This is a genomic window from Mycobacterium sp. (genome assembly GCF_049647605.1).
Classification (GTDB): domain Bacteria; phylum Actinomycetota; class Actinomycetes; order Mycobacteriales; family Mycobacteriaceae; genus Mycobacterium.
In genome coordinates this window covers 1-23,280 of sequence record NZ_JBARXZ010000036.1, presented here as the reverse complement: position 1 = coordinate 23,280, position 23,280 = coordinate 1, and the positions used below count along the sequence as shown (strand labels likewise).

The window sequence follows — 23,280 nt, the reverse complement described above, 5'->3', positions numbered from 1 at the left end:
TCGTGAGGCGCCCGGTATGTCACCACCCGAGTGGGAGAGCATGGCAAAGAATCAGATCAAGACCGGTGCCAGGGTCGTCGACACCATCCGCCCCAGCGTCGCCGGTGCTGACCGGAATCCGGCGTGGCATGCGCTACGCACCATCGCGGCGCGCATCACCACGCCGCTGCTGCCCGATGACTACCTGCACCTGGCGAATCCGCTGTGGTCGGCACGCGAACTGCGGGGCCGGGTTCTCGAGGTGCGCCGTGAGACCGAGGATTCCGCGACCCTGGTGATCAAGCCGGGCTGGGGATTCTCGTTCGATTACGAACCGGGGCAATACATCGGAATCGGCGTGCTGATGGAGGGCCGGTGGCGGTGGCGGTCGTACTCGCTGACATCGGCTCCCGTGACCGGCTCGCGCATCATCACCATCACCGTCAAGGCGATGCCGGAGGGGTTCCTGTCCAGTCACCTCGTCGGCGGCGTGGCGCCGGGGACGGTGGTGCGGTTGGCGGCGCCGCAGGGCAACTTCGTGATGCCGGACCCGGCGCCGGCGTCGGTGTTGTTCCTCACTGCAGGATCGGGCGTCACGCCGATCATGTCGATGCTGCGAACCTTGCAGCGCCGTGGTCAGATCGGTGACATCCAGCATGTGCACTCGGCACCCACTGACGACGATGTGATGTTCGCCGAGGAATTACGCGAGGTTTCGCGCAACCACTCGGGTTACCGGCTGGCGGTTCGGGCTACCCGCACTCAGGGGCGGGTGGACTTGACCCAACTCGCCGAGTTGGTGCCGGACTGGCAGACCCGACAAACGTGGGCCTGTGGCCCGGAGGGCATGCTCAACGAGGCGGAGCGAGTCTGGACTGCCGCGGGTGTCGCCGACCGGTTGCATCTGGAGCGGTTTGCGGTCTCCCGTGCTGCCCCGCATGGCGCCGGAGGCACTGTGACGTTCCGGCGCAGTGACAAGGTGCTCGAGGTCGACGGTGCCACGCCGCTGATGGATGCCGGTGAGACCGTCGGTGTCCGGATGCCGTTCGGCTGCCGGATGGGCATCTGTCAGTCGTGTGTGGTCAGCCTGGTCGACGGGCATGTGCGGGATCTGCGCACCGGCGCCGAGCACGAGCCGGGCACCCGGATCCAGACGTGTGTGTCAGCGGCATCGGGAGACTGCGTACTCGATGTTTAACTATTACTCTCTAGTAACCTACGGAGTCGTAGGTTACGCTAGCGTAGGAAGCAGAAAGGAGTGCACCGATGGCAATCACTGACGTACCAGAGTTCACGCATTTGAGCGATGCCGATATCGAGAGCCTCGGCGTCGAGCTCGACGCTATCCGCCAGGACATCGAAGACTCCCGTGGTGAGCGCGACTCGCGCTACATCCGCCGTACCATCGCCGCTCAGCGTGCCCTCGAGATCGCGGGCCGGCTGATGCTGACCGCAGGCTCGAAGCGTTCGGCCTGGTGGGCAGGCACCGTGACCCTCGGCGTGGCCAAGATCATCGAGAACATGGAGATCGGCCACAACGTCATGCACGGCCAGTGGGACTGGATGAACGATCCCGAGATTCACTCCTCGAGTTGGGAGTGGGACATGGGCGGGGCATCCAAACACTGGCGCTTCACCCACAACTTCATGCATCACAAGTACACCAACATCCTCGGGATGGACGACGATGTGGGCTACGGCCTGATCCGCGTCACCCGGGATCAGAAGTGGTCGCCGTTCAATCTCGGCAACCTGCTGTACAACACGATGCTGGCGATCGGTTTCGAGTGGGGCGTCGGCCTGCAGCACCTGGAGCTCGGCAAGATCTCCAAGGGGCGTGACGACCGCGAGGGCACGATGCTGCGGTTGCGGGAGTTCGGTACCAAGGCCGGCGCGCAGATCCTCAAAGACTATGTGGCCTACCCGGCACTGACGTCGCTGTCGCCCGGTGCCACGTTCAAGTCCACGATGAAGGCCAACGCGGTGGCCAACGTCATCCGCAATGTGTGGGCCAACGCGGTCATCTTCTGCGGTCACTTCCCGGACGGTGCAGAGAAATTCACCAAGACCGACATGGTCGGTGAATCCCAGGGGCAGTGGTACCTGCGACAGATGCTGGGCAGCGCCAACTTCGAGAACGGGCCGGTCTTGCGGTTCATGAGTGGCAACCTGTGCCACCAGATCGAACACCACCTGTTCCCGGACCTGCCGAGTAATCGGCTCTACGAGATCTCGATCCGGGTCAAGGAGATCTGCGACAAGTACGACCTGCCCTACACCACCGGGTCCTTCCTGCTGCAGTACGGCAAGTCGTGGCGCACCATCGCCAAGCTGTCGCTGCCGAACAAGTACCTGCGCGACACCGCCGACGATGCACCCGAAACCCGCAGCGAACGCATGTTCGCCGAGTTGGGTCCGGACTTCGCCGGAGTCGATGCCGCATCGGGTCGCCGCAGGGGACTCAAGTCCGCCATCGCGGCGGTGCGTAGCTGGCGCAAGGCGGGCAAGAGCGCCCGGCTGACGGCGCAGCCCGTCGACCAGAGGCGCAGCGCCTAAAGGTATTCCGACCGGCAGTCGCTGCCCGGCCTCAGCCGGGACTTGCGGCTTCTCGTAGCACTGTCAAGAGCCGTCGCGCGGCGCTCACCCGCCGCGCGGCGGCTCCTGTCATGGAGTCCAGCGCGCACTCGGGATCAGCCGGCGGCCCCAGGTGCCCACAGCCGCGTGGGCAGTCCGTGATCGTCTCGGCCAGATCGGACAACGCCAGTAGTACGTCGTCCGGTTCGATGTGCGCCAGGCCGAAGGATCGGATGCCCGGCGTGTCGATCACCCAACCGCCGTCACGCAGCGGCAACGCAATCGACTGCGTTGACGTGTGCTTGCCCTTGCCCACCCCGGACACATCGCCGGTAGCGCGTTCAGCTTCGGGGACAAGACGATTCACCAGCGTCGACTTTCCGACTCCCGAATGCCCCAGTAGCACCGTGAGCTGACCCACCAACAGTGGCTCGACCAGATCCAGCGGGTCTTCGCGGCCGGCAGTGAGCACCGTCAGGTCCAGGTCGGCGAACTGTGCCGCGAACGGCTCAGCGGGTGCCAAATCGCTCTTTGTCAGGCACAGGATCGGTGCCAGGCCGCCGGCATACGCGGCGATCAGGGCACGCTCGACAAACCCGGTGCGGGGCGGCGGGTCGGCGAGAGCCACAACGATGAGCAGCTGATCGGCGTTGGCCACCACCACGCGTTCGCTGGGGTCGGTGTCATCGGCGGTGCGGCGCAACACCGTTCGCCGCTCTCCGCGACGCACAATGCGGGCCAGCGTGTCCGGGCGTCCGGACAGATCTCCCACCACGTCGACGTCGTCCCCGACAACGATCGGGGTGCGGCCCAATTCCCGGGCGCGCATGGCGGTGACGGGACGGCCAGGGTCGGCCTCGAGGACACATCCCCATCGGCCGCGGTCGACGGTGACCACCATCGCCGAACGCGCATCGTTGTGCTGGGGACGGGTTTTGGTGCGCGGCCGCGAGCCCTTGCCCGGTCGGATCCGGACATCGGACTCGTCGTAGACGCGACCGGTCAAAGGCGCGTCCTTTCCAGGCGGATGGAGCTCACGCGTCCAGATCCTGGCCGGCCACCATCTCTGACCACAGCTTCGGGAAATCCGGCAGGGTCTTCGATGTTGTTGCGATGTCGTCGATTTCGACTCCGGCGACCCGCAGCCCGACGAGGGCTCCCGCGGTGGCCATTCGATGGTCGGCGTAGGAATGCCAAACACCGCCGTGTAGCGGTGTCGCGGTGATCCGCAAGCCGTCGTCGGTCTCCTGGCAGTCACCACCGAGGTTGTTGATCTCGGTGCTCAGTGCTGCCAGCCGGTCGGTCTCGTGTCCGCGCAGATGGGCCACGCCACGCAGCTGCGACACCGAACCCGGTGTCGCGAGTGCGGCGAGCACCGCCACGGCGGGGGTCAGCTCACCGACGGCACGCAGATCAGCGTCAAAGCCGTCATATCCTGCGGATCCGCTGATCTCCAGGTGTGTACCAGCATGTGTGGCAGTCGCATTCAGCATTTCGAGGAGACCGAGAATGGTGTCGGCGGGCTGCAGGCTGGGTGTCGGCCACCCGGTGATGCGCACGCTGCCCTTGGAGACCACCGCCGCGGCGAGGAACGGCACCGCGTTGGACAGGTCCGGCTCGACATCCCAGTGGCGTGCCGCGATCGGGCCCGGTGCGATATGCCACCGATTGGGAGTGCGGTCATCGACATCGACCCCGGCAAGCTTCAGCATCTCCGTTGTCATCGTGATGTGCGGCATCGAGGGCAGCAAATCGCCGGTGTGTACCACGGTCAGGCCGTCGTCGAATGTTGCGCCCGCGAGTAGCAGGGCGGAGACGAACTGCGAGGAACCCGAGGCGTCGATCTCGACCGTGCCGCCCTTGACCGCGCCTGCCCCGGCCACCCGGAACGGCATGGCGTCGGTATCGATGTCGACGCCCAGGGAACGCAACGCACCCAGCAACGGCGTGATCGGCCGGGACCGGGCCTGCTCGTCGCCGTCGAAGATCACCCCGGTGGTGCCCAGCGCCGCCACCGGCGGCACAAAGCGCAGTACGGTTCCGGCGAGCCCGCAGTCCACCGTCGCGCCGTCGGCGGGGGACAGGCCGCCACCCACGGTGAGCTGATCGGCGTTGCCATCGACGGTGAACCCCAGGGTGCGCAGCGCCCCGATCATCAGGTCGGTATCCCGGCTGCGTAACGCGCCACTGATCGTCGAGGTGCCCTGGCCCTGTGCGGCGGCCAGCGCCGCGAGGATCAGGGTGCGGTTGGTCAGCGATTTCGAGCCCGGAATCGCGACGGTGGCGTGCACGGGGGCACTGGTGCAGGGGGCCGTCCAAGTCGTCACGGCCTCTATCCTGCCCTGTCGCCCATGTCTGGAACCATTGGCTACATGTGCGGACGTTTTGCGGTCACCACCGATCCGGCACTTCTGGCCGAGAAGATCGACGCCGTCGACGAGGCCGTGGATGCCGACGAGGTCGCCAACTACAACGTGGCGCCCACCCAGACAATCATGTCGGTGGTCAAGCGGCACCGCGAGTCGAACGACGAGTCGACGCGCCGAATCCGGTCGATGCGGTGGGGTTTGATCCCGCCGTGGGTGAAGACCACCGACGAGGGCGCCCCGGACAACAAGGGCCCACTGCTGATCAACGCGCGGGCCGAGAAAGTGGCCACCTCGCCGGCGTTCCGGAACTCGGCGAAGGGCAAACGCTGTCTGATCCCGATGGACGGGTGGTACGAGTGGCGGCCGAACGGTGCCGCAACATCGGGCAAGAAACCGGCCAAGACTCCGTTCTACATGTACGGCGAGGACGGTGAACTGCTGTACATGGCGGGCCTGTGGTCGACCTGGCGGCCCGCCGGTGCGGCCAAAGACGCCCCACCGTTGGTGAGCTGCACCATCATCACCACCGACGCGGCGGGCCCACTCGCCGAGATCCACGATCGAATGCCGTTGACCATCAGTGCCGCCGATTGGGATCGGTGGCTCGATCCCGATGCCCCGATCGACGAGGGATTGCTACGCGGTCACGGCGACCTCGACCGGATCGCCATCCGCGAGGTCTCCACCCTGGTCAACAGTGTGCGCAACAACGGCCCCGAGCTGATCGAGCCGGCCGATCCACAACCCGAGCAGGGTGTCCTGCTCTAGGAGCTGTCAGCGTTGCCGTGCCGCACGGCGGTCACCACGACATAGGACGCATTGAAAACGACTTCTCCGTCGTCGCCGACACAGTCGCCGAGCGCCGCATCGAAAGCGGCCACCAGCGCGCTGCGCTGCCCCGGCGCCAGCTTGCCCAGGATGTCGACATGCATGGGGGACTCCTGCGTGACGAACGTCAGCGCCTGCGCCTGCGACGGAAACCTCCACGGGTGTCTGCCGGGCGCGAACTCGAGAGACCCGAAGCTTGCCGACAGCCGCTCGGCGGTGATGGCCGGATCGCCCCACTGGTCCGGCGTGTAGCCGCGTGCCGGGGGAGCGCCGAGGACGCTGACGATCGGGTCGTAAAGCGGATTGACAGTATCCCGTACCCACGATGAAAATCCCACCACGGCACCGGGTTTGAGGAGTCGTGTCAGTTCGGCCACTTGGGCGGCCGGTTCGACGAAGATGACTCCCATGTTCGAGACCGCAGCATCGAATGAGCTGGCCGGCAGTCCGGTGTCGGCGGCATCGGCGCTCACCCAGCTGACCGTGACCCCCGCGGCCGCGGCTTTCTCCGCTCCGATCGCCAGCAGTTCTGGGGTGATGTCGACGGCGGTGACCCGGGCCCCGCGTTCGGCTGCCGCCAATGCGGCGCTGCCGGTGCCGGACGCCAGGTCGACGACAGCGCTGTCCAGCAGCGGCGCGCGTCTGGCGACGGCGGCGACCACCTCTTCGGCGATGCCGGCGATGCGCTGGGCCACCGCCTCGTAACGTCCGGCGGACCAGATCGACATGGACATGATCTGAAGTTAGCAAGCGCAGCCCAGCCTGTGGCCGCCACGAGGCGTAGCCGGTGGGACCGGCGTTCAGCCGGCCTGGATATCGGCGGTGACAGCGCCGGTCAGGGCGATCAGGTCTGCCGGTGCCAGGGCGATCTCGAGGCCGCGTTTGCCGGCGCTGCACAGCACCCGGTCCCACACCAGCGCAGATTCATCGATGACTGTCGGGAGTGCTTTGCGCTGTCCCAGCGGTGATATTCCACCGAGTACGTAACCGGTGGAGCGCGCGGCCGCAGCCGGGTCGGCCATGGTGGCTTTGGGCGCGCCGAGGGCGGCCGCCACCGCCTTGAGCGACAGTTTGGCCGGAACCGGCACCACTGCCACCGCGAGTCCGGTGGGCAGCGCCACCACCAGCGTTTTGAAAATCTGCTGCGGGTCGGTGTCGCCGAGCGCCGCGAGCTCGGCGACGGCTTCGTCGCCGTAGGACTGGCTCCGAGGGTTGTGTTGGTACTGCAGCACTTGGTGTGGCACTCCTGCCGACACCAGTGCCGCGATTGCCGGGGTTGCGGTACGTGCCACGCGGGTCAGGGTAGCCCCGGGAAATAGGCCGGTGTTGGACGCTGTTGACATCAACGTCACGCCCATGACGTGGGTTTGTCGGTCACAGCCTTAGGATTGCGGAAGGGGAACTTGATGTCGACGGTATGCCTGGAACGTCCATCGTCAGGAACAGTGGCGATATCTCCACTGTCGTTGCGCATACCGGCGATCACTAGGACCTCCGCAACGGAAGGGACTGTGTCAACCAAGATGACCGACATCGACGACAACGCGCGTGTGGGGCCGGCGGGTGAGGCTGCTCCGGTGCGATCTGCGGAAACAGACGCTGAGCTGACGGCCCGCTTCGAACGAGACGCGATTCCGCTGCTGGATCAGCTGTACGGCGGTGCACTGCGGATGACCCGCAATCCTGCTGACGCCGAAGATCTATTGCAGGAAACCATGGTGAAGGCCTATTCGGGTTTCCGGTCGTTCCGTGAGGGCACCAACCTCAAGGCGTGGCTGTACCGGATCCTGACCAACACCTACATCAACAGTTATCGCAAGAAACAGCGTCAGCCGGCCGAATACCCGACCGACGAAATCACCGACTGGCAGCTGGCCGCCAACGCCGAGCACTCTTCGACCGGTTTGCGTTCTGCCGAGGTGGAAGCGCTCGAGGCGTTGCCCGACACCGAGATCAAAGAAGCCCTGCAGGCGTTGCCGGAAGAGTTCCGGATGGCCGTGTACTACGCCGACGTCGAGGGTTTCCCCTACAAGGAGATCGCCGAGATCATGGATACGCCGATCGGGACGGTTATGTCTCGGCTACACCGGGGTAGACGCCAACTGCGTGAACTGCTGGCCGGAGTGGCCAGGGACCGCGGATTTCTGCGAGGTCAGCAGCTCGACGAGCCCGAGGAGGTGTCGTCGTGAGTGGCGACGAAGAAACGTGGCGTCCACCGGTAGGACCCATCGACCCGGATCATCCGGAGTGCGCGGCAGTGATCGCGGAAGTGTGGACCCTGCTCGATGGGGAGTGCACGATCGGCACGCGAGAGAAGCTGCAGCAGCACCTGGACGAGTGCCCGGCCTGCCTACGTCATTATGGCGTGGAAGAACGAATCAAGGCGCTCATCTCCACCAAATGCAGCGGTGAGAAGGCGCCTGAGGGTCTGCGACAGCGGTTACGGCTGGAAATCAGCCGCACCACCATCGTCAGGGGCTAGAGACCTATGCGTTGGGTCGCCGGCCGTGGTTGGCCTTGCTGTGCTTACGATCGCGCTTCTTGCGGCCACGCTTGGCCATGGTGCACCTCCGTTGTCGTGAACTGATTGGGTTCGCCGGCCGGCGCAAAGCCGTCGACGGTACAGTCCAGTGTCTCACGGTGCCGATGGTGCTCTGTCCACGCCGTGTTGTGGTTCGATAGGTTTCGATATTCGACAGGTGCGGAAGTCGGCGGGTGCCAGCCATGGGCCCTTCGGCTCCGTAGAGCAGGAGCATCAGAACAGGTGGGTGAAGATGGCCGAGGATGTTCGCGCGGAAATCGTGGCCAGCGTGCTTGAAGTTGTGGTCCACGAGGGCGATCAGATCGGTGAAGGCGACACCGTGGTGCTCCTGGAGTCGATGAAGATGGAGATTCCGGTGCTGGCCGAGGTCGCCGGCACTGTGAGCAAGGTCAGTGTCTCGGTGGGTGACGTGATCCAAGCCGGTGACTTGATCGCCGTGATCAGCTAGGCGGCCGATGTCGACGCTCGGTGATCTGCTTGCCGAGCACACCGTCTTGCCGGGGGTGGCTGTTGACCACCTACATGCGGTGGTGGGCGAGTGGCAGTTGTTGGCTGACTTGTCCTTCGCCGACTACTTGATGTGGGTTCGGCGCGACGACGGTGTGTTGGTGTGTGTGGCGCAGTGCCGCCCCAACACCGCCCCGACCGGACTTCTCACCGACGCGGTGTCCACCATGGCCGGTGCCGATGAACTCCCATTGGTGACTGCGGCGTTCCGCTCTGGTGCCATCGCCCGTGACCGAGACACGGCCAACTCCGGTCAAGCCGCCGCCGATGAGCGCACCGGCCTCAATGTCGAAGCGGTCCCGGTTCGGCACGGGGATCAGGTGGTGGCCGTATTGACCCATCAGACCGCGCTGGCGGCACTGCGTAAGTCGTCTCCTCTGGAAACGGCGTACCTGGCCTGCGCAGCGGACCTGGTGAACATGCTCTCGGAGGGAACGTTCCCCAACGTCGGCGATATCGCGATGTCACGCTCGAGCCCGCGGGTCGGGGACGGCTTCATCCGGCTCGATGTGACCGGTGCTGTCGCATTCGCGAGTCCGAATGCCCTGTCCGCGTATCACCGAATGGGGTTGACCGCCGAACTGGCCGGTCACAATCTTGTCGGGGTGACCCGGCCGCTGATCTCGGATCCGTTCGAGGCTCAGGAACTCGCCGACCACGTCAAAGACTCGCTGGCGGGTGGCTCCAGCATGCGGATGGAAGTGGATGCCGGGGGAGCGGCGGTCCTGTTGCGCACCTTCCCGTTGGTGGCGCATGGCACACCGGTGGGTGCGGCGGTGTTGATCCGCGATGTCACCGAGATCAAACGCCGGGACCGTGCGCTGCTCAGCAAGGACGCCACCATCCGGGAGATCCACCACCGGGTCAAGAACAATCTGCAGACGGTCGCGGCGCTGCTGCGGCTGCAGGCCAGGCGGACCAGCAACCCCGAGGGCCGCGAAGCCCTCATCGAATCGGTTCGGCGGGTGTCGTCGATAGCGCTGGTGCATGACGCGTTGTCGATGTCGGTCGACGAGCAGGTGAACCTCGATGAGGTGATCGACCGGATTCTGCCGATCATGAACGATGTTGCCGCCGTCGACAGCCCTATCAAGATCAGCCGGGTGGGCGCCTTGGGAGTCCTCGACGCTGACCGCGCCACCGCGCTGATCATGGTGGTCACCGAGCTGGTTCAGAACGCGATCGAGCATGCGTTCGGGACCGGGGCCAAGCAGGGCTGCGTGACGATTCGTGCTGAGCGGTCGGCACGCTGGCTCGACGTCACCGTGTCTGACGACGGCCGCGGACTACCCGATGGGTTCAGCCTCGAGAAGTCGGACCGGCTGGGCCTGCAGATCGTTCGGACCCTGGTGTCGGCCGAATTGGACGGCTCTCTGGGCGTGCACGAAGCACCCGGCGGCGGCACCGATGTGGTGTTACGCGTACCAATTGGCCGGCGCAGCAGAATGGCGCAATAACGCTGTAAAAGGTGATCGTCGAGGGCAAAAAGAACGGCCCCGACAATTGCTGTCGGGGCCGTGACGATCGTTTGCGGCTTGCTCAGACTCCGCTGCGGGCCTTCGTCCGGGCGTTGCGACGCTTGAGTGCACGCCGCTCGTCCTCACTCATGCCACCCCAGACGCCCGCGTCCTGGCCGGACTCCAAAGCCCAGGCCAGGCACTCAGTGGTAACCGGGCAACGGTTACACACGAGCTTCGCGTCAGCGATCTGCGCGAGGGCCGGGCCGCTGTTCCCCACCGGGAAGAACAGTTCCGGATCCTCGTCGCGACAGACCGCCTTGTGGCGCCAATCCATAAGAAGCACTCCTTGCTAATGCGCGCAGGGATGCGCGCCGGGTTTTGTTTCGGCTGTTAACTCGTGCACACGAAATGTTTCTGCACTGTTGCATCTGATCGTTCCAGAGCGACAACAGAAGTCAATAGCGCGAGTTAACACGTGTGCAATGTCACTCGCGGGGGTTGTTTCCAAGTCCCTTACTCGTTTGTACTACGATCTACCCATCTGCACCCTAATTTCCGCAAGGGGTTTTCGTCACACGACCTTTATGCGCAGGTGAAGACGTATTTATTCGGTGGACTATCCGCGTGGCGCAACGACACTCACGGCGTCGGGGACGGATCGGAAGGTCATTTCGTCGCGAAGGCCGATGAAGTCACCGTCGATCTGGCTGGCGATCGGAGTGTCGCTCGTCACGCGCACCCATTCGACGTCATCCGCCCGAATCAGATGCGCCGCATTCAACTTTGGCCTCTTTGCCAACATCTGTCGCACCAGCCCCAAATTGCGCCAGATACTCATGCTTGTGGTCCCGAACACCCCAAGACCCGTATCGAAGGTGGTGTCCGGATTGGTCCACACTGGACGCGTGTTGGCGTAAGTCCAGGGGCTGGAGTTCGAGACGAACACAAAATGCACACCGGAGACGGGCTCTTGGCCGGCCAGCTGCAGCGTCAGAGCGGGCCGTTTACGCGCACTGCGCAGCACGGTGGGAACCGCGGTGCCGATGTAACGCATGGCGGTGACGCCCTCGTTCTTGCGGCCTCGATCCCTCTTGGCCTCGACGCTCTCGACGACCTCGCCGTCGACGCCCATGCCCGCCGTGAACACGCCCCACCTCTCGCCGCAGTCCATCAGCCCGATCCGGCGCCAAGTCCGGGTGCGCTGGTAGTTGCCGAGCAGGTCGACCAGCAGGTTCGTGGCGTCGATCGGATCCTGAGGGATACCCAGCGATCGCGCGAACACGTTGGCCGAGCCGCCCGGGACCACGCCGACCGCCGGTAGATGGGTTTGCCGGTGCAATGGCCCCAGGGGCCCTGGCTTACCGAGCAAGCCGTTGACGACCTCGTTCACCGTGCCATCGCCGCCGTGCACGATCACGACGTCCACGCCGTCCATAACCGCCTGCTGGGCGATCTCGATCGCGTGGCCACGATGGTTGGTGTGCTCCACGGTCAGTCGGGTCCGACTCTCCAGTGCGTGAGCCAGCAGATCTCGACCGGCTGGGGTCGTTGACGTCGCATTCGGGTTCACGATCAGCACGGCTCGCACGAGCGCCAAGCCTATTAGGGGCCGGTGAACGATTGCCGCCGGTGTGTCTGTCCGCCGATGAGCCAGGCTCGGTACCGTACGAGCGTGACCGAACGCCGCCTGCTCCTCGTCAACGGGCCGAACCTGAACCTGCTGGGCACCCGGCAGCCCGAGATCTATGGCGCTACCACGCTGGCGCACATCGAAGCGGCGGTCACCGCCGTCGCCGCCGAACTGGGTTTCGACATCCGTGCGGTCCAGAGCAATCACGAAGGGGTCTTGGTCGACGCGATCCAGCAGGCGGCCGCCGACTGTGTGGGCATCGTGATCAACCCGGCCGCGTTCACCCACACCTCGGTGGCGATCGCCGATGCGTTGAGCGCGGTCGCCCTGCCGGTGGCCGAAGTCCACTTGAGCAACATTCACAAGCGGGAGGCGTTTCGGGCGCACTCCTACGTCTCGGCGGTTGCCGACATGGTGCTCGCAGGTGCGGGACCGGTCGGCTACGAGCTGGCCGTGCGCTACCTGGCGAGCCGGCTGGTCGGAAGCGAATCAGCGTGACGATTCCGGCCGCTATGCGCTATGCGGGTTTTCTGGTGGGCGCTGAAGGCCTCGCGGCACTGGTGGTGGCCGTGGTGCTGGTGATCCGCGGAGTTGGCGGTGCCGACCAACACATCGTCAACGGGTACGGGACTGCGTTGTGGTTCCTGCTGATCGGTGCGGGGGTGGTGGCCGGCGCCTTTGCGCTCATCACGGGTCGCCGGTGGGGTCGTGGCATTGCGGTTCCCGCCAACCTGCTGCTGCTGCCGGTGGCCTGGTACGTGTTCTCCTCTCATCACCAGGTGTACGGCGTCCTGGTGGCTCTGTTGGCCCTCAGCGTGCTGGTACCGCTGTTCAGTCGGCCCGTGGTCGACTGGTACGCCCATCGCGAGTGAAGCTGTTGCGCTTGGCGTTTTGTTGGCCGGCTTGGTCAGCTCAAAGCCGGGCGTCCGGTAGGTCGGTCATCTAGGGCTGCGCGGGCTGGCCGGTTCGGCGCAGAGCGTCTCGCGCATCGTGCGACGAGCGTGCGATCGGTCGGTGTTTGCGCACAGATTTGCCGTGTTCTCACTTTGGCGCTTGCAGTTGTGGTAATACCGACACGGGCGGATGGTCGACGAGGTGTCTCGAACCCGCCAGGTCGCGGGGTTGTGCTGAGGATCGGCGCTGTCGAGAATCTCGTTTTCCCTATTGGTGCCACTGTTTTCGTTACAAGTTCTCGATTAATTGACACACGTGTTACTCTCCTGTGATTCGCCTCACGTTCTGCTGGACGCGAACGTCGAGGCGTGTCCGACTGCAGTGACGCTGTTTGCTTGTAAGAGCAGATCGCGTAGCTGCTGGAAGTAGCTCGCTGTAATTTTGAGAGCAAGGGAGAGCAACATTGGCCGCCTCCAGCCCCCGGAAGCCGCGTCGAACTCGAGGCCGTCATCGCAAGCCCGCCACTATTCCGATGACAAACTGCCCGCGTTGGCTGGGTGTTGGCGTGGTCGGCACCGGGCTTGCGGCAGCGATCGTGAGCGGCCAGGGCGTTGCGTCGGCCAGCACCGACAACTCGTCAGATTCCGCTGATTCGTCCGCCAGCGCGGACTCAGCCGGCAGATCCAGCAAAACGAACGACACCAAAACGAACGACACCAAAGCGAATGACAGCAAGGCGGCCACGCCCAGCGCCGGTGCCGGCAGCTCCGGTGACGACGACCGAGACACTCCCTCGCGGACATCAAAACGACAGACGGGGCCCGCAAGGTCCGCGCCGGGCGCCGACGTAAAGAGGGCCGGCGCGGGTGGGTTCGGCACCTCGTGGAAGCGTGCTCCCGACACAGCGTCGGCGGACCCGGACGGGACCGACACGCAGGCAGTCGAGAATGACCCCGAACAGGGGTCCGGCGGTGTGCCGGAGGTCGTGTCGACGCCGCCGGTGCAGCAACCCGATCAGACTGATGAGACCGACACGCCGCCACTGGAGGGCGACCCCGAGGAGGGGTCCGACATTGAGCCAGATGTCGTGTCGACACCTCCGGCGCAGCAACCCGATCAGACTGATGAGACCGACACACCGGCTGCATCCGGGTCGGATCCGGACGATGCCATCCGTCCGACCAAGCGAAGAGTGGAGGCCTTGGGCTCCGGTTCCGTGGTCGTACCGGAGCCGGTAACGGTCACCGCACCGGTGGCCTTCGCCGTGGCACCCGCCGCTTTGCCCCCAGCGCCGGGGACGCCCGAGTGGCAGTTCTTTGCCTTGATACAGCGGGCGGTGAACCGGTTGGCGATCTGGCCCGGTGTCCCGCGCAACTTCGTCTACTACTCCAACAACCCAATTGACCGGAGCCTCGACACCGCCAACGATCAGCTCGACGACCTGGCCGTAAACGCGCCGCCGGGCAGTCCGGCGCGGTGGCTTCCCGACCTGCTCAACATCATGGGCGCGTTCTTCGTTCCGGCTGTCCCGAACACGACGTTCAGCGACGCGCTCAATGCGATGGGCGATTTCCTGAACCGGATTGTGCCGCCATTCAGGATTTCTAGCGGGGCGGGCACGTTCGACATCATCACGCCGTACAAGATCATGGGTGCCGCCGTGGTCGGGACGGCAACTGTTCTGCAGGACATGCTGAATGGCATCTACGATCCGGCCCAGTGGGCGATCCATGTCATCAAGTCGACCACCGGGGCCACCGTCACCCAATCTGACCTCACCGACTTCAACAGTCTCTCGGGCAAGGTTGTCGCGGCTCAGGCCGCGGCTCTGCTCGGCGGCGACGGTGGCGCTTTCAACGATCCCTCAAGGGTCTGGCAGTTGACGTTGCCCACCTGGACCGCCGCCCAGACGAATCCGTTCACGATCGTGACCTACGTGGCGTTTGTCGCTATGTACAAGAGGTTCCAGGAGATGGCGTTCCTGACGACCTTCACCACCAGCACGACCTATGACAGTTGGCATTACGCCACTCCTGGGTTCGGGTTGTACGCGGCGGGAACGTTCCACGCTGTCGATTCGGACGGCAACCCGGTGACGTTCCCCGCCGGAGGGTCGCTTGGCGCGACGTATATCTCGCAGATCGGTGGGGCGACGGTCACTGTCAACACCGTCGAGGGCGGTTTCACCTACACTCCGTGGTTTCAGAGCGCCGCGTTCCTGCACAGGTCGACATCGGAGAACCCTGAAGACCGGTACGACACCGTGCGGATACCGGTGAGGTCCGCGGACGGCGTCGAGTACACGCTCACCTTCAAGATCGAAATCGTCGGAGGCAGCAACGCCAACCCGACGGCTACCCACACCGTCGGTGGCGCCGACGCACTCGGCGTGGTCCGGGGCAAAGTGACCGGAAGCGACCCGGACGGCGACACGATGACCTATTCGCTGGTCGGCTCATCGGTCAACGGTCTGAACGGCAACTCCGCCCAGACCAAGAACGGCAACGGCAACGGCGGCATCGTCACCATCAACCCGACGACGGGCGACTTCACCTACATCTCGTCGGGGAACGCAGGCGCTACGCAAAGCTTCCAGGTGCGGGTGTCCGATGGTCATAACGGCAGCGTCATCAGGACGATCACGGTCCCGAACGTCACGCAGATCTCCGCGGCCAACGTCGACACGTCCACCCAGTACGTCGTCAAGGGCACACCGCCGGGATTCACGAGCGTCGTTCCCGGAGGGTTCACCAGCTACGCGCTGGGCGCAGGCCCCAGTAAGGGCACGGTCACGGCATTCGACCCGACCACCGGCGCGTTCACCTACGTCCGTAACTCGAGTTTGGGCCATACGACGACGGTCGACGACGTGGTCACCGTGATCGCCACCGACGCTGCCGGCCTCACCGTCACCCTGCGGCTGGCTGTGGCACCGGCGGTGCCCAACACCGCGCCCACGCTGACGCTGACGACGCCGCCGACAGTCGGCACGTTGACCGGCAGCACCAGCAGCGGCTCGTCGACCAGCACGCAGACCACCACCGGAAAGGTCACGTACTCCGACGCCGATGGTGACACCGCCGTCTGGCCGCCGAGTGTGACCAGCTTGCGCGGCGGCACCGTCACGTTTGCTCCCGACGGGACGTTCACCTACACCAACACCATGACCCGGGACCAGCGTCACGCGGTTGCCAAGATCGGCGCTGCGGGCACCACCTACAACGGCGTCGCCCTGGCCGCCTACGAGGACGCATTCATTGCGACCGTCTCCGACGGATACGGCGGCACCGCCCAAGTCACGGTCAAGGTGGCGATCTACGCCTACAACACCAGGCCGACCACGCAGGGTACCTACGGCGCCGTATGGGCCAACAACGTCACGGTCGTCGGCGCGCGCGATGCCGACGGGGACACCCTCACCTACACCTGGTCCAGCGGTAGTTCGTTCACGGGTGATTACTCGGCGAATACCGGCACCAGGTGGGGCGTCAGTCGCCCAGTGTCTTTGACCGTCCACGACGGTCACTACAAGGTCACCAATGGGGTTGTCGATACCTCTGCAGCCGGTGTGACCCGAACCTGGACCGCAGCTCCTTCGATAGGCGGATCTTCCGGGTCGGAGTCGGACGCCACACCTTAGGCCGCTCACCGCGAAGCGTGCGGTACTGCCCGGGTCGGGTGTCGACGAGCATCCCGTCGACACCCGGTCCAGGGCGCCGTCGGGACCGTCAGGTCGCGACTCCCAGCCCGGTCATGATCGTGCGGAATTTTGTTGTGGTTTCAGCCAATTCGTCGTCGGGATCGGAGTCGGCGACAATGCCCCCACCGGAGTGGGCAATCGCGGTGCGGCGATCGGCGGATAGCTGGGCGCAGCGAATCGACACCACCCACAATCCGTCACCGTCGGCGTCGGACCAGCCGGTTGCGCCGGCGTAGAAGCCGCGATGGGCCGAGCCGCCTTCCAGCTCGGAGATCACCGCGGTGGCGGTATCGGTGGGGTAGCCGCCGACTGCCGGGGTCGGGTGCAGTGCCAACGCCAGATCCAATGCGGTGGTGGAGAGATCACGCAGCGTGCCGGTGACGCTGGTGCTCAGATGCCACAGCGCATCGGTGTGGTGCAGTTGCGGCTCGGCGTCGATGTCGAGCGTGGCGCACAGCGGTGACAGCGCCTCGCGGATCGCATCCACGACCAGCCGATGTTCGTAGCGGTTCTTGGCAGACTCGGCCAAGTCCGCACCGTTGGCGCGGTCGGCGTCGGGGTCCGGTGAACGTGGAGCTGATCCGGCAAATGGCCTGCAGCGCACCTGATTTCCTGACCGTGCGACCAGGAGTTCCGGGCTGGCGCCGACAAGGGCGCCGCCCTGGTAGAGGTCGCCGGCAGGTGTCAGATCCACCAGGTAGCCGTACGCCGCCGGGTCGGCTGCGTGCAGACGGGACAGCACATCGCGGGGGTCCCATTCGGTGTCGGCAACCAGGCGTAGCGCCCGTGCCAGCACCACTTTGTGCAGCGTCGACCCGGGGGTGCGTAGCCGGGAAACGGCGTGGCTCACCCGATCCCGATGCTCTGACGGCGACGGGACGGTCTCGGTCTCCCGGACTGCGGGCAGAGGTGACGAAGCCCATGTGGGCAAGCGGTCGGTGAACGAGAACCGCTCGGGGGCGTGCAGAGCTGCCGGGCCGTTCACGTCGAAAGGCAAGGCGCCCACGATGATCGGGCAGGTCCCGGTTCGCAGGGCCGCCTTGGCTGCGGCGATCTCGGAGTACCCCGTGCGGATACCTGCGGCCAGCACCGTCCCGGTGGGTCCGGACAGCACGAAAGAAGGGTCGGGGTACTCCACGCTCACGTCGTGATGACCGGTTCGCGGTGGGCGGTCAACCCCAGCGACTTGATTTGGCGCAGACCGTATTCGAACCCGCAGACCGCCACCGATGCCGGGCCGAATCCGTAGCGGGCACCTTCTCGCAGCGGCTGTTCGACCCAGCGGGTGAGTACCGAACGGGAGAAATGACCGTGCCCGACGAAGACGACGTCCCGGTCGCCCATGTGCTCGAGCGCGAGGTTGATCGCTTGATCGGCGCGCATGCTCACCTGATCCACACTCTCCCCGCCCGGGCAGCCGTAGGTCCACAGCAGCCAGCCGGGCACCTTCGCCCGGATATCGTGAGTGGTGATGCCCTCGTAATCGCCGTAATCCCATTCCGAGAGCAGCGGGGTCACCTCGTTGACGGTCAGCCCCGCGAGCTCGGCGGTATCGAGAGCGCGGCGACGGGGACTGGAGAACACCATGGGGTTGTGCAGGCCCAGGTGTTCCAGGGCCAATGCGGCCAGCCGCGCCTGTTCTTCACCGTCATCGGTCAGGCCGAGGTCGGTGGTGCTCGTGTGCTGACCCGACTTCGACCATTCGGTTTCGCCGTGACGAAGCAGTATCAACCGGTGCATGCCGACGCTCACACCCGCCAATTCTGCCCCATTCTCTGAAGTCAGCCGGGACGTGGGCTGTCTGCCATGTCAGGATGGGTGACGTGGGGACACATGTGTTGGCCGTGGCCAATCAGAAGGGCGGAGTGGCCAAGACCACAACGGTGGCGTCCGTGGGGGCGGCGATGGCCGAGAGTGGCAAACGGGTATTGCTGGTCGATCTGGATCCGCAGGGCTGTCTGACATTCTCGCTGGGGCTGGACCCCGACAAGCTGGCGGTGTCGGTGCACGAGGTGCTGTTGGGGGACGTCGAGCCGAGTGCGGCGTTGGTGCCGACCGACGAGGGGATGACGTTGCTGCCGGCCAACATCGATCTCGCGGGTGCCGAGGCGATGTTGTTGATGCGGGCTGGACGCGAGTACGCGCTCAAACGCGCACTGGCCAAGTTGGCTGCCGATGACCCCTTTGACGTGGTGATCATCGACTGCCCGCCGTCGCTGGGTGTGCTCACCCTCAACGGGCTGACTGCCGCCGATGACGTGATCGTGCCCTTGCAGTGCGAGACGTTGGCCCATCGCGGCGTGGGTCAGTTCCTGCGGACCGTGGCCGACGTTCAACAGATCACCAACGCCGATCTCACGCTGCTGGGTGCACTGCCCACGCTGTACGACGCGCGCACCACCCACAGCCGGGATGTGCTGCTCGATGTCGCAGACCGCTACGACCTGCCGGTGCTTGCGCCGCCCATCCCTCGGACGGTGCGTTTTGCCGAGGCCAGCGCCTCGGGCGCTTCGGTGATCGCCGGCCGTAAGAACAAGGGCGCGATGGCCTATCGCGAGCTGGCGGCCAACCTGCTCAAGCACTGGAAGTCCGGCAAGAAGTTGGCGACTTTCACCCCGGAGCTCTGAACCCGGCCACCGGGTGGACGCCCCGCCGTCATTCGCCGAGGGCGACCAAGGTGGACCCGCGCTGCTCCAGCAGGATCGAGCCGACAACAGCAGGCACGATGGCGGTATCTGCTGGTGGGCGCTGCACGTCGATGATGCGCTCCCGGGCTCCGGTATCAGGATCGTAGACACCGATCCCGCCCGTCACCGGCACCAGAAGTTTGTGAGCCATCATCACACCGGGTCCCAGCGGTACCACGGGACCCGATCGTTCGATGGTGTACCGATATTCGATGTTGGTGGCCGAGAACACCAATACGCTGTCGCCGGTCCACCACGTGATCAGGTCGCCGGATTTGGAGACGGTGCCTTCCGGGAACGCGGCCGACGGCGGTTTCGGCAGGGGATGGTTACCGATCTCGTTTCCGGTGTCATCGATCACCGAGACATGCGGTTGCGGTACCGGTACGTAGGTTGCCGTCGTCGTCCCCGATACCGCCAGCACCAGCGCGCCGGAGTCGGCGGATACGCCGGGCTCGGGGACGTCACGTACCTCCGGTTCGTCGTCTTCGTCGGAGGCGCGCACCACGGTCAGCTTCAGGTCGGTCTCGCCGGGGCAGAAGCGCAACACCGAGACGGTGTTGCTGTCGCCGGCGGCCGACAACAGCGCGCAGCCGTTGCCGGTTCCGACGTGGACGGGTTTGACACGTGCTTCGACCTCGCCGAATCCGATCACCCGGACCATGTCCGAGCGCCACAGTTCGAACCGTGAGCCTCCGACCGACAGGACGGTGGTGCCGTCCGAGGACAGGTCAACATGTGGGCTGGCGGTACCCGATCGGGCGGGACCCCTCTTCCCGGTGGCGGCGTCGACCGTGCTGACCTGCCCGCAGCCTCGGTCATCGGGGTAGACCGCGACGGCGTAGTTGTACACCCAAGTGACCCCGCACAGTTCGCGATCCCGCGAGTAACTCCACCGAACTGTCCCGGTGGCGGGCTCCAAGCCCTCCATGGTCGATCCGTCCCCGGTGACCACCGTGCCGGCGGCCACCACGGGGACGGTGGTGTGCGGGCTCGAGCTGGACCACAGTTCCCTCAAGTCCGCGGGCACCGCGTCGGCCGTGGCCGGGGCTGTCGAGACATCGGCAGCGGGTTGGCTCACCGTTGCCCGGACATCACTGGTCCACCACATGATGCCCGCAGTGAGGATTACGACGGCGGCAATGGCCAGCGCGGCGAGGACATCGCCCCTGGTCCGGCGCTCAGGTCTGACCACGGTGGGCGGTGAGCTCAGCTGGCGCTGACCGGCGCGTCGCCTGACACGGCCTCTGCGTTGGCCGCCTTGCGGGGGCGGCGCCGCCGACGGCGGGGTGCGGAAGCCGGGGCTTCAGCAGTGTCGGGGCCGGCTTCGGGCGCGGTGTTCGCATCGTCGGATCCGGCCTGCTCGACATGTCCGGTGGCGGTTTTGCCGCCGCGGGTACGGCGGCGTTCCCGGGTGCGGCCGCGCGGCTTGTCGCCGGCGGATGCAGCGTCCGATTCCGAACGTTCCTTGCGCTCCGGTCGCTTGGACGAGACCTTCTGTGGGGTCCCGACGTTGCCGGTGGTCCCGGCCGGGATGTTGAGCTCTTCGTAGATGTGCGGCGAGCTCGAGTAGGTCTCCGCGGGATCGGGGCATTCGAGGCCCAGAGCTTTGTCGATCATCTCCCAGCGGGCCAGTTCGTCCCAGTCGACCAGGGTGACGGCGACACCGGTCTTGCCGGCCCGCCCGGTGCGGCCGATGCGGTGCACGTAGGCCTGCTCGTCGTCGGGGATCTGGTAGTTGATGACGTGGGTGACGTCGTCGATGTCGATGCCGCGCGCGGCGACATCGGTGGCGACCAGTACGTCGACGGAGCCGCTACGGAACGCTTTGAGAGCTTTCTCGCGAGCGATCTGACCGAGGTCACCGTGTACGGCACCGACCTTGAAGCCGCGCTCGGCGAGCTCGTCGGCGACCTTTTGAGCGGTGCGCTTCGTGCGGGTGAAGATCATGGTTGCGCCGCGACCCTCGGCCTGCAGGATTCGGGTGACCAATTCGACTTTGTCGAGGGCGTGGGCACGGTAGACGAACTGCTCGGTGGTGTCGTGGGTGGCCGCCGAATGCGGAGCCTCGGCGCGGATGTGCGTCGGCTGGTTCATGAAGGTTCGTGCCAGCGTGATGATCGGGTCCGGCATGGTCGCCGAGAACAGCATCGACTGCCGGCTGTCGGGGGTCAGCCGCAGGATGCGTTCGATATCGGGCAGGAATCCCAGGTCCAACATCTCGTCGGCTTCGTCGAGCACCAGTACCGACAGACTGCCGAGCTGGAGGTGGCCCTGCTGGGCAAGGTCGAGCAGCCGGCCGGGGGTGCCGATCACAACGTCGGCACCGGCCCGCAGCGCTTCGATCTGCGGCTCGTAGGGACGGCCACCGTAGATCGAGACGACGGACAGGGCCCGGTCCTGGGCGCGCAGGTGCTTACCCGCCAGCGTGAGGTCGCTGGTCACCTGGATGCACAGCTCGCGGGTGGGTACCACCACGAGGGCACGCGGTGCGCCTTCCAGGGGGTGGACGGTATCGGAGGCGATCCGGTGCAGTAGCGGCACACCGAAGGCAAATGTCTTGCCCATGCCGGTGCGGGCTTGGCCGATCAGGTCGTCGCCGGCCAGCGCCAACGGCAGCGTCAGCTCCTGGATGGCAAATGCGTGTTCGATGCCTTTTTCCGCCAGGGCCCGCACGATTTCGTCGCGTACGCCGAGTGAGGCAAAAGTCATGGTGTTATGTGCATGAAGTTGAGTCATGTGGTCGCGGTACAGCCTTTCAGTCTTGATCCGAGATCAGTCCTCGTGGTGTTGATCACGGCGCGTCCATTCACGCGCACACGAGTTCTGAGAGGGACGAGACCGGGCGTAGCAACCTAGTTCACGGGCCGGAGGTCCGTGTGAAGCCAGTGTCCGATTCGCGGGCCCAATGCGACGACAGTAGTTCTGTCGGGCGGGCCAACTGCGTGTACGCACATTACCTGGGAACGGCAGATGCCACTTCCCGGACACATTCTAGCTGGTCGTGCAAATGTTGCCGGTTTTGCCGCTCGGAACGGGTGTTTTGTCGGGCTGTCTCGGCGGTGGCGCGCGCTGGGTCACGAACTACAGTGAGTTCATGAGCTCGCAGCCCACCGCCGGCCCCGTTGACCCGGCTCCGGGGTTGTCCGTCGACCACCCGGGGGTCGACGAACTGTTTGCGCTTCTCGCCTACGGTGAGGTCGCCGCGTTCTACCGGCTCGCCGAGGAAGCGCGGATGGCGCCCGATCTTGCCGGCCGGATCAACATGGCCAGCATGGCCGCCGCCGAGATGGGGCACTACGAGCTGTTGCGTGACGAGCTCAGTCGCCGCGGCGTCGATGTTGTCTCCGCGATGTCGCGTTACGCCTCGGCGCTGGAGAATTATCATCGGCTCACCACCCCGAGCACGTGGCTCGAGGCGCTGGTGAAGACGTACATCGGCGATGCGCTGGCCGCCGATTTCTACCTCGAGATCGCCGACGTGCTTCCCGCGGAAGTTGCCGATGTGGTGCGGGGAGTGCTGTCCGAGACCGGGCATTCGCAGTTTGTCGTGGCCGAGGTGCGGGCCGCTGTGGCCGCCAGCGACCGGCAGCGCAGCAGGCTGGCGCTGTGGTCGCGACGGCTCCTGGGTGAGGCGATCACCCAGGCGCAATACGTCTTGGCCGACCGCGACGACCTGGTCGATCTGGTGCTCTCGAGCACCGGCGGCCTGGGGCAGATGGCGACGTTCTTCGAGCGGTTGCAGCGCACGCACGCCGAGCGGATGAGCGAGCTGGGTCTGGGCTGAGTCGCCGTCAACCGGTGCAGGTGGCGATCATCGAGTTGTTGGTCTGGGCCACCAGGACCGTACCCGCCTCGTCGGTGATGGTGCAGTTCAACTGCCCGGAGATGCTGGTGGCAGTCACGGACTCGATGGTCACGCCGGGATTGAGTACCAGGGTCTTGTTCCACGGCAATGCGACGTTGACGTCGGTGCGCGGCAACCCCTGTTCATCGGTGTAGATGATGCTGACGAGATCGAACAGCTGGCGGCTGCCCGAGACGCTGTAGGTGACGGTGCGGGTGTCGGGGGCCGGGGGGCCGGCTTCGGGGGCCGCAGCGGGCAGGGGC

The 23,280-nt window shown here is 65.5% G+C and carries 25 protein-coding genes; 12 read left to right on the top strand and 13 right to left on the bottom strand.

Going from position 1 to position 23,280, the window contains the following annotated elements; genetic code table 11:
- Positions 1–40: 40 nt before the first annotated feature.
- The gene (locus WBB07_RS05240) at positions 41–1,177 is read left to right on the top strand and encodes a ferredoxin reductase (protein ID WP_526305419.1); all 1,137 of its coding nucleotides are present in this window, start codon (positions 41–43) and stop codon (positions 1,175–1,177) included.
- A 68-nt stretch (positions 1,178–1,245) separates the two neighbouring features.
- Positions 1,246–2,535: a fatty acid desaturase family protein gene (locus tag WBB07_RS05235; RefSeq protein WP_526305417.1), complete on the top strand. Its 1,290-nt coding sequence runs from the start codon at positions 1,246–1,248 to the stop codon at positions 2,533–2,535.
- A gap of 31 nt (positions 2,536–2,566) precedes the next feature.
- On the opposite strand, the gene rsgA is transcribed toward WBB07_RS05235, so the two are convergent.
- On the bottom strand, positions 2,567–3,559 hold the full coding sequence (rsgA, locus tag WBB07_RS05230) for a ribosome small subunit-dependent GTPase A (protein ID WP_526305415.1): 993 nt from the start codon (positions 3,557–3,559) through the stop codon (positions 2,567–2,569).
- 28 nt (positions 3,560–3,587) lie between these two features.
- On the bottom strand, positions 3,588–4,889 hold the full coding sequence (aroA, locus tag WBB07_RS05225; RefSeq protein WP_526305439.1) for a 3-phosphoshikimate 1-carboxyvinyltransferase: 1,302 nt from the start codon (positions 4,887–4,889) through the stop codon (positions 3,588–3,590).
- 36 nt (positions 4,890–4,925) lie between these two features.
- On the opposite strand from aroA, the gene WBB07_RS05220 reads away from it, so the two are divergent.
- Positions 4,926–5,690: an SOS response-associated peptidase gene (locus tag WBB07_RS05220; protein ID WP_526305413.1), complete on the top strand. Its 765-nt coding sequence runs from the start codon at positions 4,926–4,928 to the stop codon at positions 5,688–5,690.
- On the opposite strand, the gene WBB07_RS05215 is transcribed toward WBB07_RS05220, so the two are convergent.
- Complete coding sequence (locus tag WBB07_RS05215; RefSeq protein ID WP_526305437.1) at positions 5,687–6,478, bottom strand: class I SAM-dependent methyltransferase; 792 nt, start codon at positions 6,476–6,478, stop codon at positions 5,687–5,689. The two genes, WBB07_RS05220 and WBB07_RS05215, sit on opposite strands and share 4 nt — an antisense overlap.
- A 72-nt stretch (positions 6,479–6,550) precedes the next feature.
- On the bottom strand, positions 6,551–7,042 hold the full coding sequence (locus WBB07_RS05210) for an aminoacyl-tRNA deacylase (RefSeq protein WP_526305411.1): 492 nt from the start codon (positions 7,040–7,042) through the stop codon (positions 6,551–6,553).
- Between the two features lie 231 nt (positions 7,043–7,273).
- Here WBB07_RS05210 and WBB07_RS05205 point away from each other — a divergent pair, with 231 nt between their 5' ends.
- Positions 7,274–7,939 (top strand): sigma-70 family RNA polymerase sigma factor, encoded by a 666-nt coding sequence (locus tag WBB07_RS05205; protein ID WP_526305435.1) that lies wholly within the window; start codon positions 7,274–7,276, stop codon positions 7,937–7,939.
- A gap of 38 nt (positions 7,940–7,977) precedes the next feature.
- Entirely contained in the window at positions 7,978–8,232 is a 255-nt protein-coding gene (rsrA, locus tag WBB07_RS05200; RefSeq protein ID WP_526305433.1) for a mycothiol system anti-sigma-R factor, read from the top strand.
- A 4-nt stretch (positions 8,233–8,236) separates the two neighbouring features.
- Here the strand turns inward: rsrA and WBB07_RS05195 are convergent, their stop codons facing one another.
- Positions 8,237–8,311 (bottom strand): 50S ribosomal protein bL37, encoded by a 75-nt coding sequence (locus tag WBB07_RS05195; protein WP_085976028.1) that lies wholly within the window; start codon positions 8,309–8,311, stop codon positions 8,237–8,239.
- Positions 8,312–8,524: 213 nt separating this feature from the next.
- Between WBB07_RS05195 and WBB07_RS05190 the strand changes: the two genes are divergently transcribed.
- Together WBB07_RS05190 and pdtaS are read left to right on the top strand one after the other, a co-directional pair.
- The gene (locus tag WBB07_RS05190; protein WP_083740725.1) at positions 8,525–8,740 is read left to right on the top strand and encodes a biotin/lipoyl-binding carrier protein; all 216 of its coding nucleotides are present in this window, start codon (positions 8,525–8,527) and stop codon (positions 8,738–8,740) included.
- A 7-nt stretch (positions 8,741–8,747) separates the two neighbouring features.
- Positions 8,748–10,256, top strand: coding sequence for a two-component system sensor histidine kinase PdtaS (gene pdtaS, locus WBB07_RS05185; protein WP_526305409.1), 1,509 nt, complete (start codon positions 8,748–8,750; stop codon positions 10,254–10,256).
- 82 nt (positions 10,257–10,338) lie between these two features.
- Here pdtaS and whiB1 read toward each other — a convergent pair whose 3' ends face one another.
- A complete protein-coding gene (gene whiB1, locus WBB07_RS05180) occupies positions 10,339–10,593 on the bottom strand; it encodes a transcriptional regulator WhiB1 (RefSeq protein ID WP_068915926.1) in 255 nt (84 codons plus the stop codon).
- Positions 10,594–10,875: 282 nt separating this feature from the next.
- Positions 10,876–11,847: a diacylglycerol/lipid kinase family protein gene (locus tag WBB07_RS05175; RefSeq protein WP_526305407.1), complete on the bottom strand. Its 972-nt coding sequence runs from the start codon at positions 11,845–11,847 to the stop codon at positions 10,876–10,878.
- Positions 11,848–11,931: 84 nt separating this feature from the next.
- Between WBB07_RS05175 and aroQ the strand changes: the two genes are divergently transcribed.
- Together aroQ and WBB07_RS05165 are read left to right on the top strand one after the other, a co-directional pair.
- Positions 11,932–12,387, top strand: a complete 456-nt coding sequence (gene aroQ / locus WBB07_RS05170) for a type II 3-dehydroquinate dehydratase (RefSeq protein ID WP_526305405.1) — start codon at positions 11,932–11,934, stop codon at positions 12,385–12,387.
- A gap of 14 nt (positions 12,388–12,401) precedes the next feature.
- Positions 12,402–12,761 (top strand): hypothetical protein, encoded by a 360-nt coding sequence (locus tag WBB07_RS05165; RefSeq protein ID WP_526305431.1) that lies wholly within the window; start codon positions 12,402–12,404, stop codon positions 12,759–12,761.
- A gap of 529 nt (positions 12,762–13,290) precedes the next feature.
- Here WBB07_RS05165 and WBB07_RS05160 read toward each other — a convergent pair.
- Positions 13,291–13,572: a hypothetical protein gene (locus WBB07_RS05160; protein WP_526305403.1), complete on the bottom strand. Its 282-nt coding sequence runs from the start codon at positions 13,570–13,572 to the stop codon at positions 13,291–13,293.
- Positions 13,573–13,756: 184 nt separating this feature from the next.
- Here WBB07_RS05160 and WBB07_RS05155 point away from each other — a divergent pair, with 184 nt between their 5' ends.
- Positions 13,757–16,423 (top strand): Ig-like domain-containing protein, encoded by a 2,667-nt coding sequence (locus WBB07_RS05155; protein WP_526305401.1) that lies wholly within the window; start codon positions 13,757–13,759, stop codon positions 16,421–16,423.
- Between the two features lie 88 nt (positions 16,424–16,511).
- On the opposite strand, the gene WBB07_RS05150 is transcribed toward WBB07_RS05155, so the two are convergent.
- Complete coding sequence (locus tag WBB07_RS05150) at positions 16,512–17,627, bottom strand: isochorismate synthase (RefSeq protein ID WP_526305399.1); 1,116 nt, start codon at positions 17,625–17,627, stop codon at positions 16,512–16,514.
- A complete protein-coding gene (locus tag WBB07_RS05145; protein WP_526305397.1) occupies positions 17,624–18,235 on the bottom strand; it encodes an acid phosphatase in 612 nt (203 codons plus the stop codon). The genes WBB07_RS05150 and WBB07_RS05145 overlap by 4 nt, the downstream gene beginning before the upstream one ends.
- Positions 18,236–18,306: 71 nt before the next feature.
- Here WBB07_RS05145 and WBB07_RS05140 point away from each other — a divergent pair, with 71 nt between their 5' ends.
- Positions 18,307–19,110, top strand: a complete 804-nt coding sequence (locus WBB07_RS05140; protein WP_526305395.1) for a ParA family protein — start codon at positions 18,307–18,309, stop codon at positions 19,108–19,110.
- 28 nt (positions 19,111–19,138) lie between these two features.
- On the opposite strand, the gene WBB07_RS05135 is transcribed toward WBB07_RS05140, so the two are convergent.
- Both WBB07_RS05135 and WBB07_RS05130 read right to left on the bottom strand, forming a co-directional pair.
- Entirely contained in the window at positions 19,139–20,365 is a 1,227-nt protein-coding gene (locus WBB07_RS05135) for an Rv3212 family protein (RefSeq protein ID WP_526305393.1), read from the bottom strand.
- Positions 20,366–20,379: 14 nt separating this feature from the next.
- Positions 20,380–21,909, bottom strand: coding sequence for a DEAD/DEAH box helicase (locus WBB07_RS05130; protein WP_526305391.1), 1,530 nt, complete (start codon positions 21,907–21,909; stop codon positions 20,380–20,382).
- Positions 21,910–22,267: 358 nt separating this feature from the next.
- On the opposite strand from WBB07_RS05130, the gene WBB07_RS05125 reads away from it, so the two are divergent.
- Complete coding sequence (locus tag WBB07_RS05125) at positions 22,268–22,957, top strand: ferritin-like fold-containing protein (protein WP_526305389.1); 690 nt, start codon at positions 22,268–22,270, stop codon at positions 22,955–22,957.
- A gap of 7 nt (positions 22,958–22,964) precedes the next feature.
- Here the strand turns inward: WBB07_RS05125 and WBB07_RS05120 are convergent.
- Positions 22,965–23,280, bottom strand: a 316-nt coding sequence (locus WBB07_RS05120; protein WP_526305387.1) for an MmpS family transport accessory protein, incomplete at its 5' end; no start/stop codon positions are given.

Coding starts and splice junctions, on each gene's coding strand:
- WBB07_RS05240 (WP_526305419.1), top strand. CDS start 41: ATGGCAAAGAATCAGATCAAGACCGGTGCCAGGGTCGTCGACACCATC.
- WBB07_RS05235 (WP_526305417.1), top strand. CDS start 1,246: ATGGCAATCACTGACGTACCAGAGTTCACGCATTTGAGCGATGCCGAT.
- WBB07_RS05220 (WP_526305413.1), top strand. CDS start 4,926: ATGTGCGGACGTTTTGCGGTCACCACCGATCCGGCACTTCTGGCCGAG.
- WBB07_RS05215 (WP_526305437.1), bottom strand. CDS start 6,478: ATGTCGATCTGGTCCGCCGGACGTTACGAGGCGGTGGCCCAGCGCATC.
- WBB07_RS05205 (WP_526305435.1), top strand. CDS start 7,274: ATGACCGACATCGACGACAACGCGCGTGTGGGGCCGGCGGGTGAGGCT.
- WBB07_RS05190 (WP_083740725.1), top strand. CDS start 8,525: ATGGCCGAGGATGTTCGCGCGGAAATCGTGGCCAGCGTGCTTGAAGTT.
- pdtaS (WP_526305409.1), top strand. CDS start 8,748: ATGTCGACGCTCGGTGATCTGCTTGCCGAGCACACCGTCTTGCCGGGG.
- whiB1 (WP_068915926.1), bottom strand. CDS start 10,593: ATGGATTGGCGCCACAAGGCGGTCTGTCGCGACGAGGATCCGGAACTG.
- WBB07_RS05165 (WP_526305431.1), top strand. CDS start 12,402: ATGCGCTATGCGGGTTTTCTGGTGGGCGCTGAAGGCCTCGCGGCACTG.
- WBB07_RS05130 (WP_526305391.1), bottom strand. CDS start 21,909: ATGACTCAACTTCATGCACATAACACCATGACTTTTGCCTCACTCGGC.
- WBB07_RS05125 (WP_526305389.1), top strand. CDS start 22,268: ATGAGCTCGCAGCCCACCGCCGGCCCCGTTGACCCGGCTCCGGGGTTG.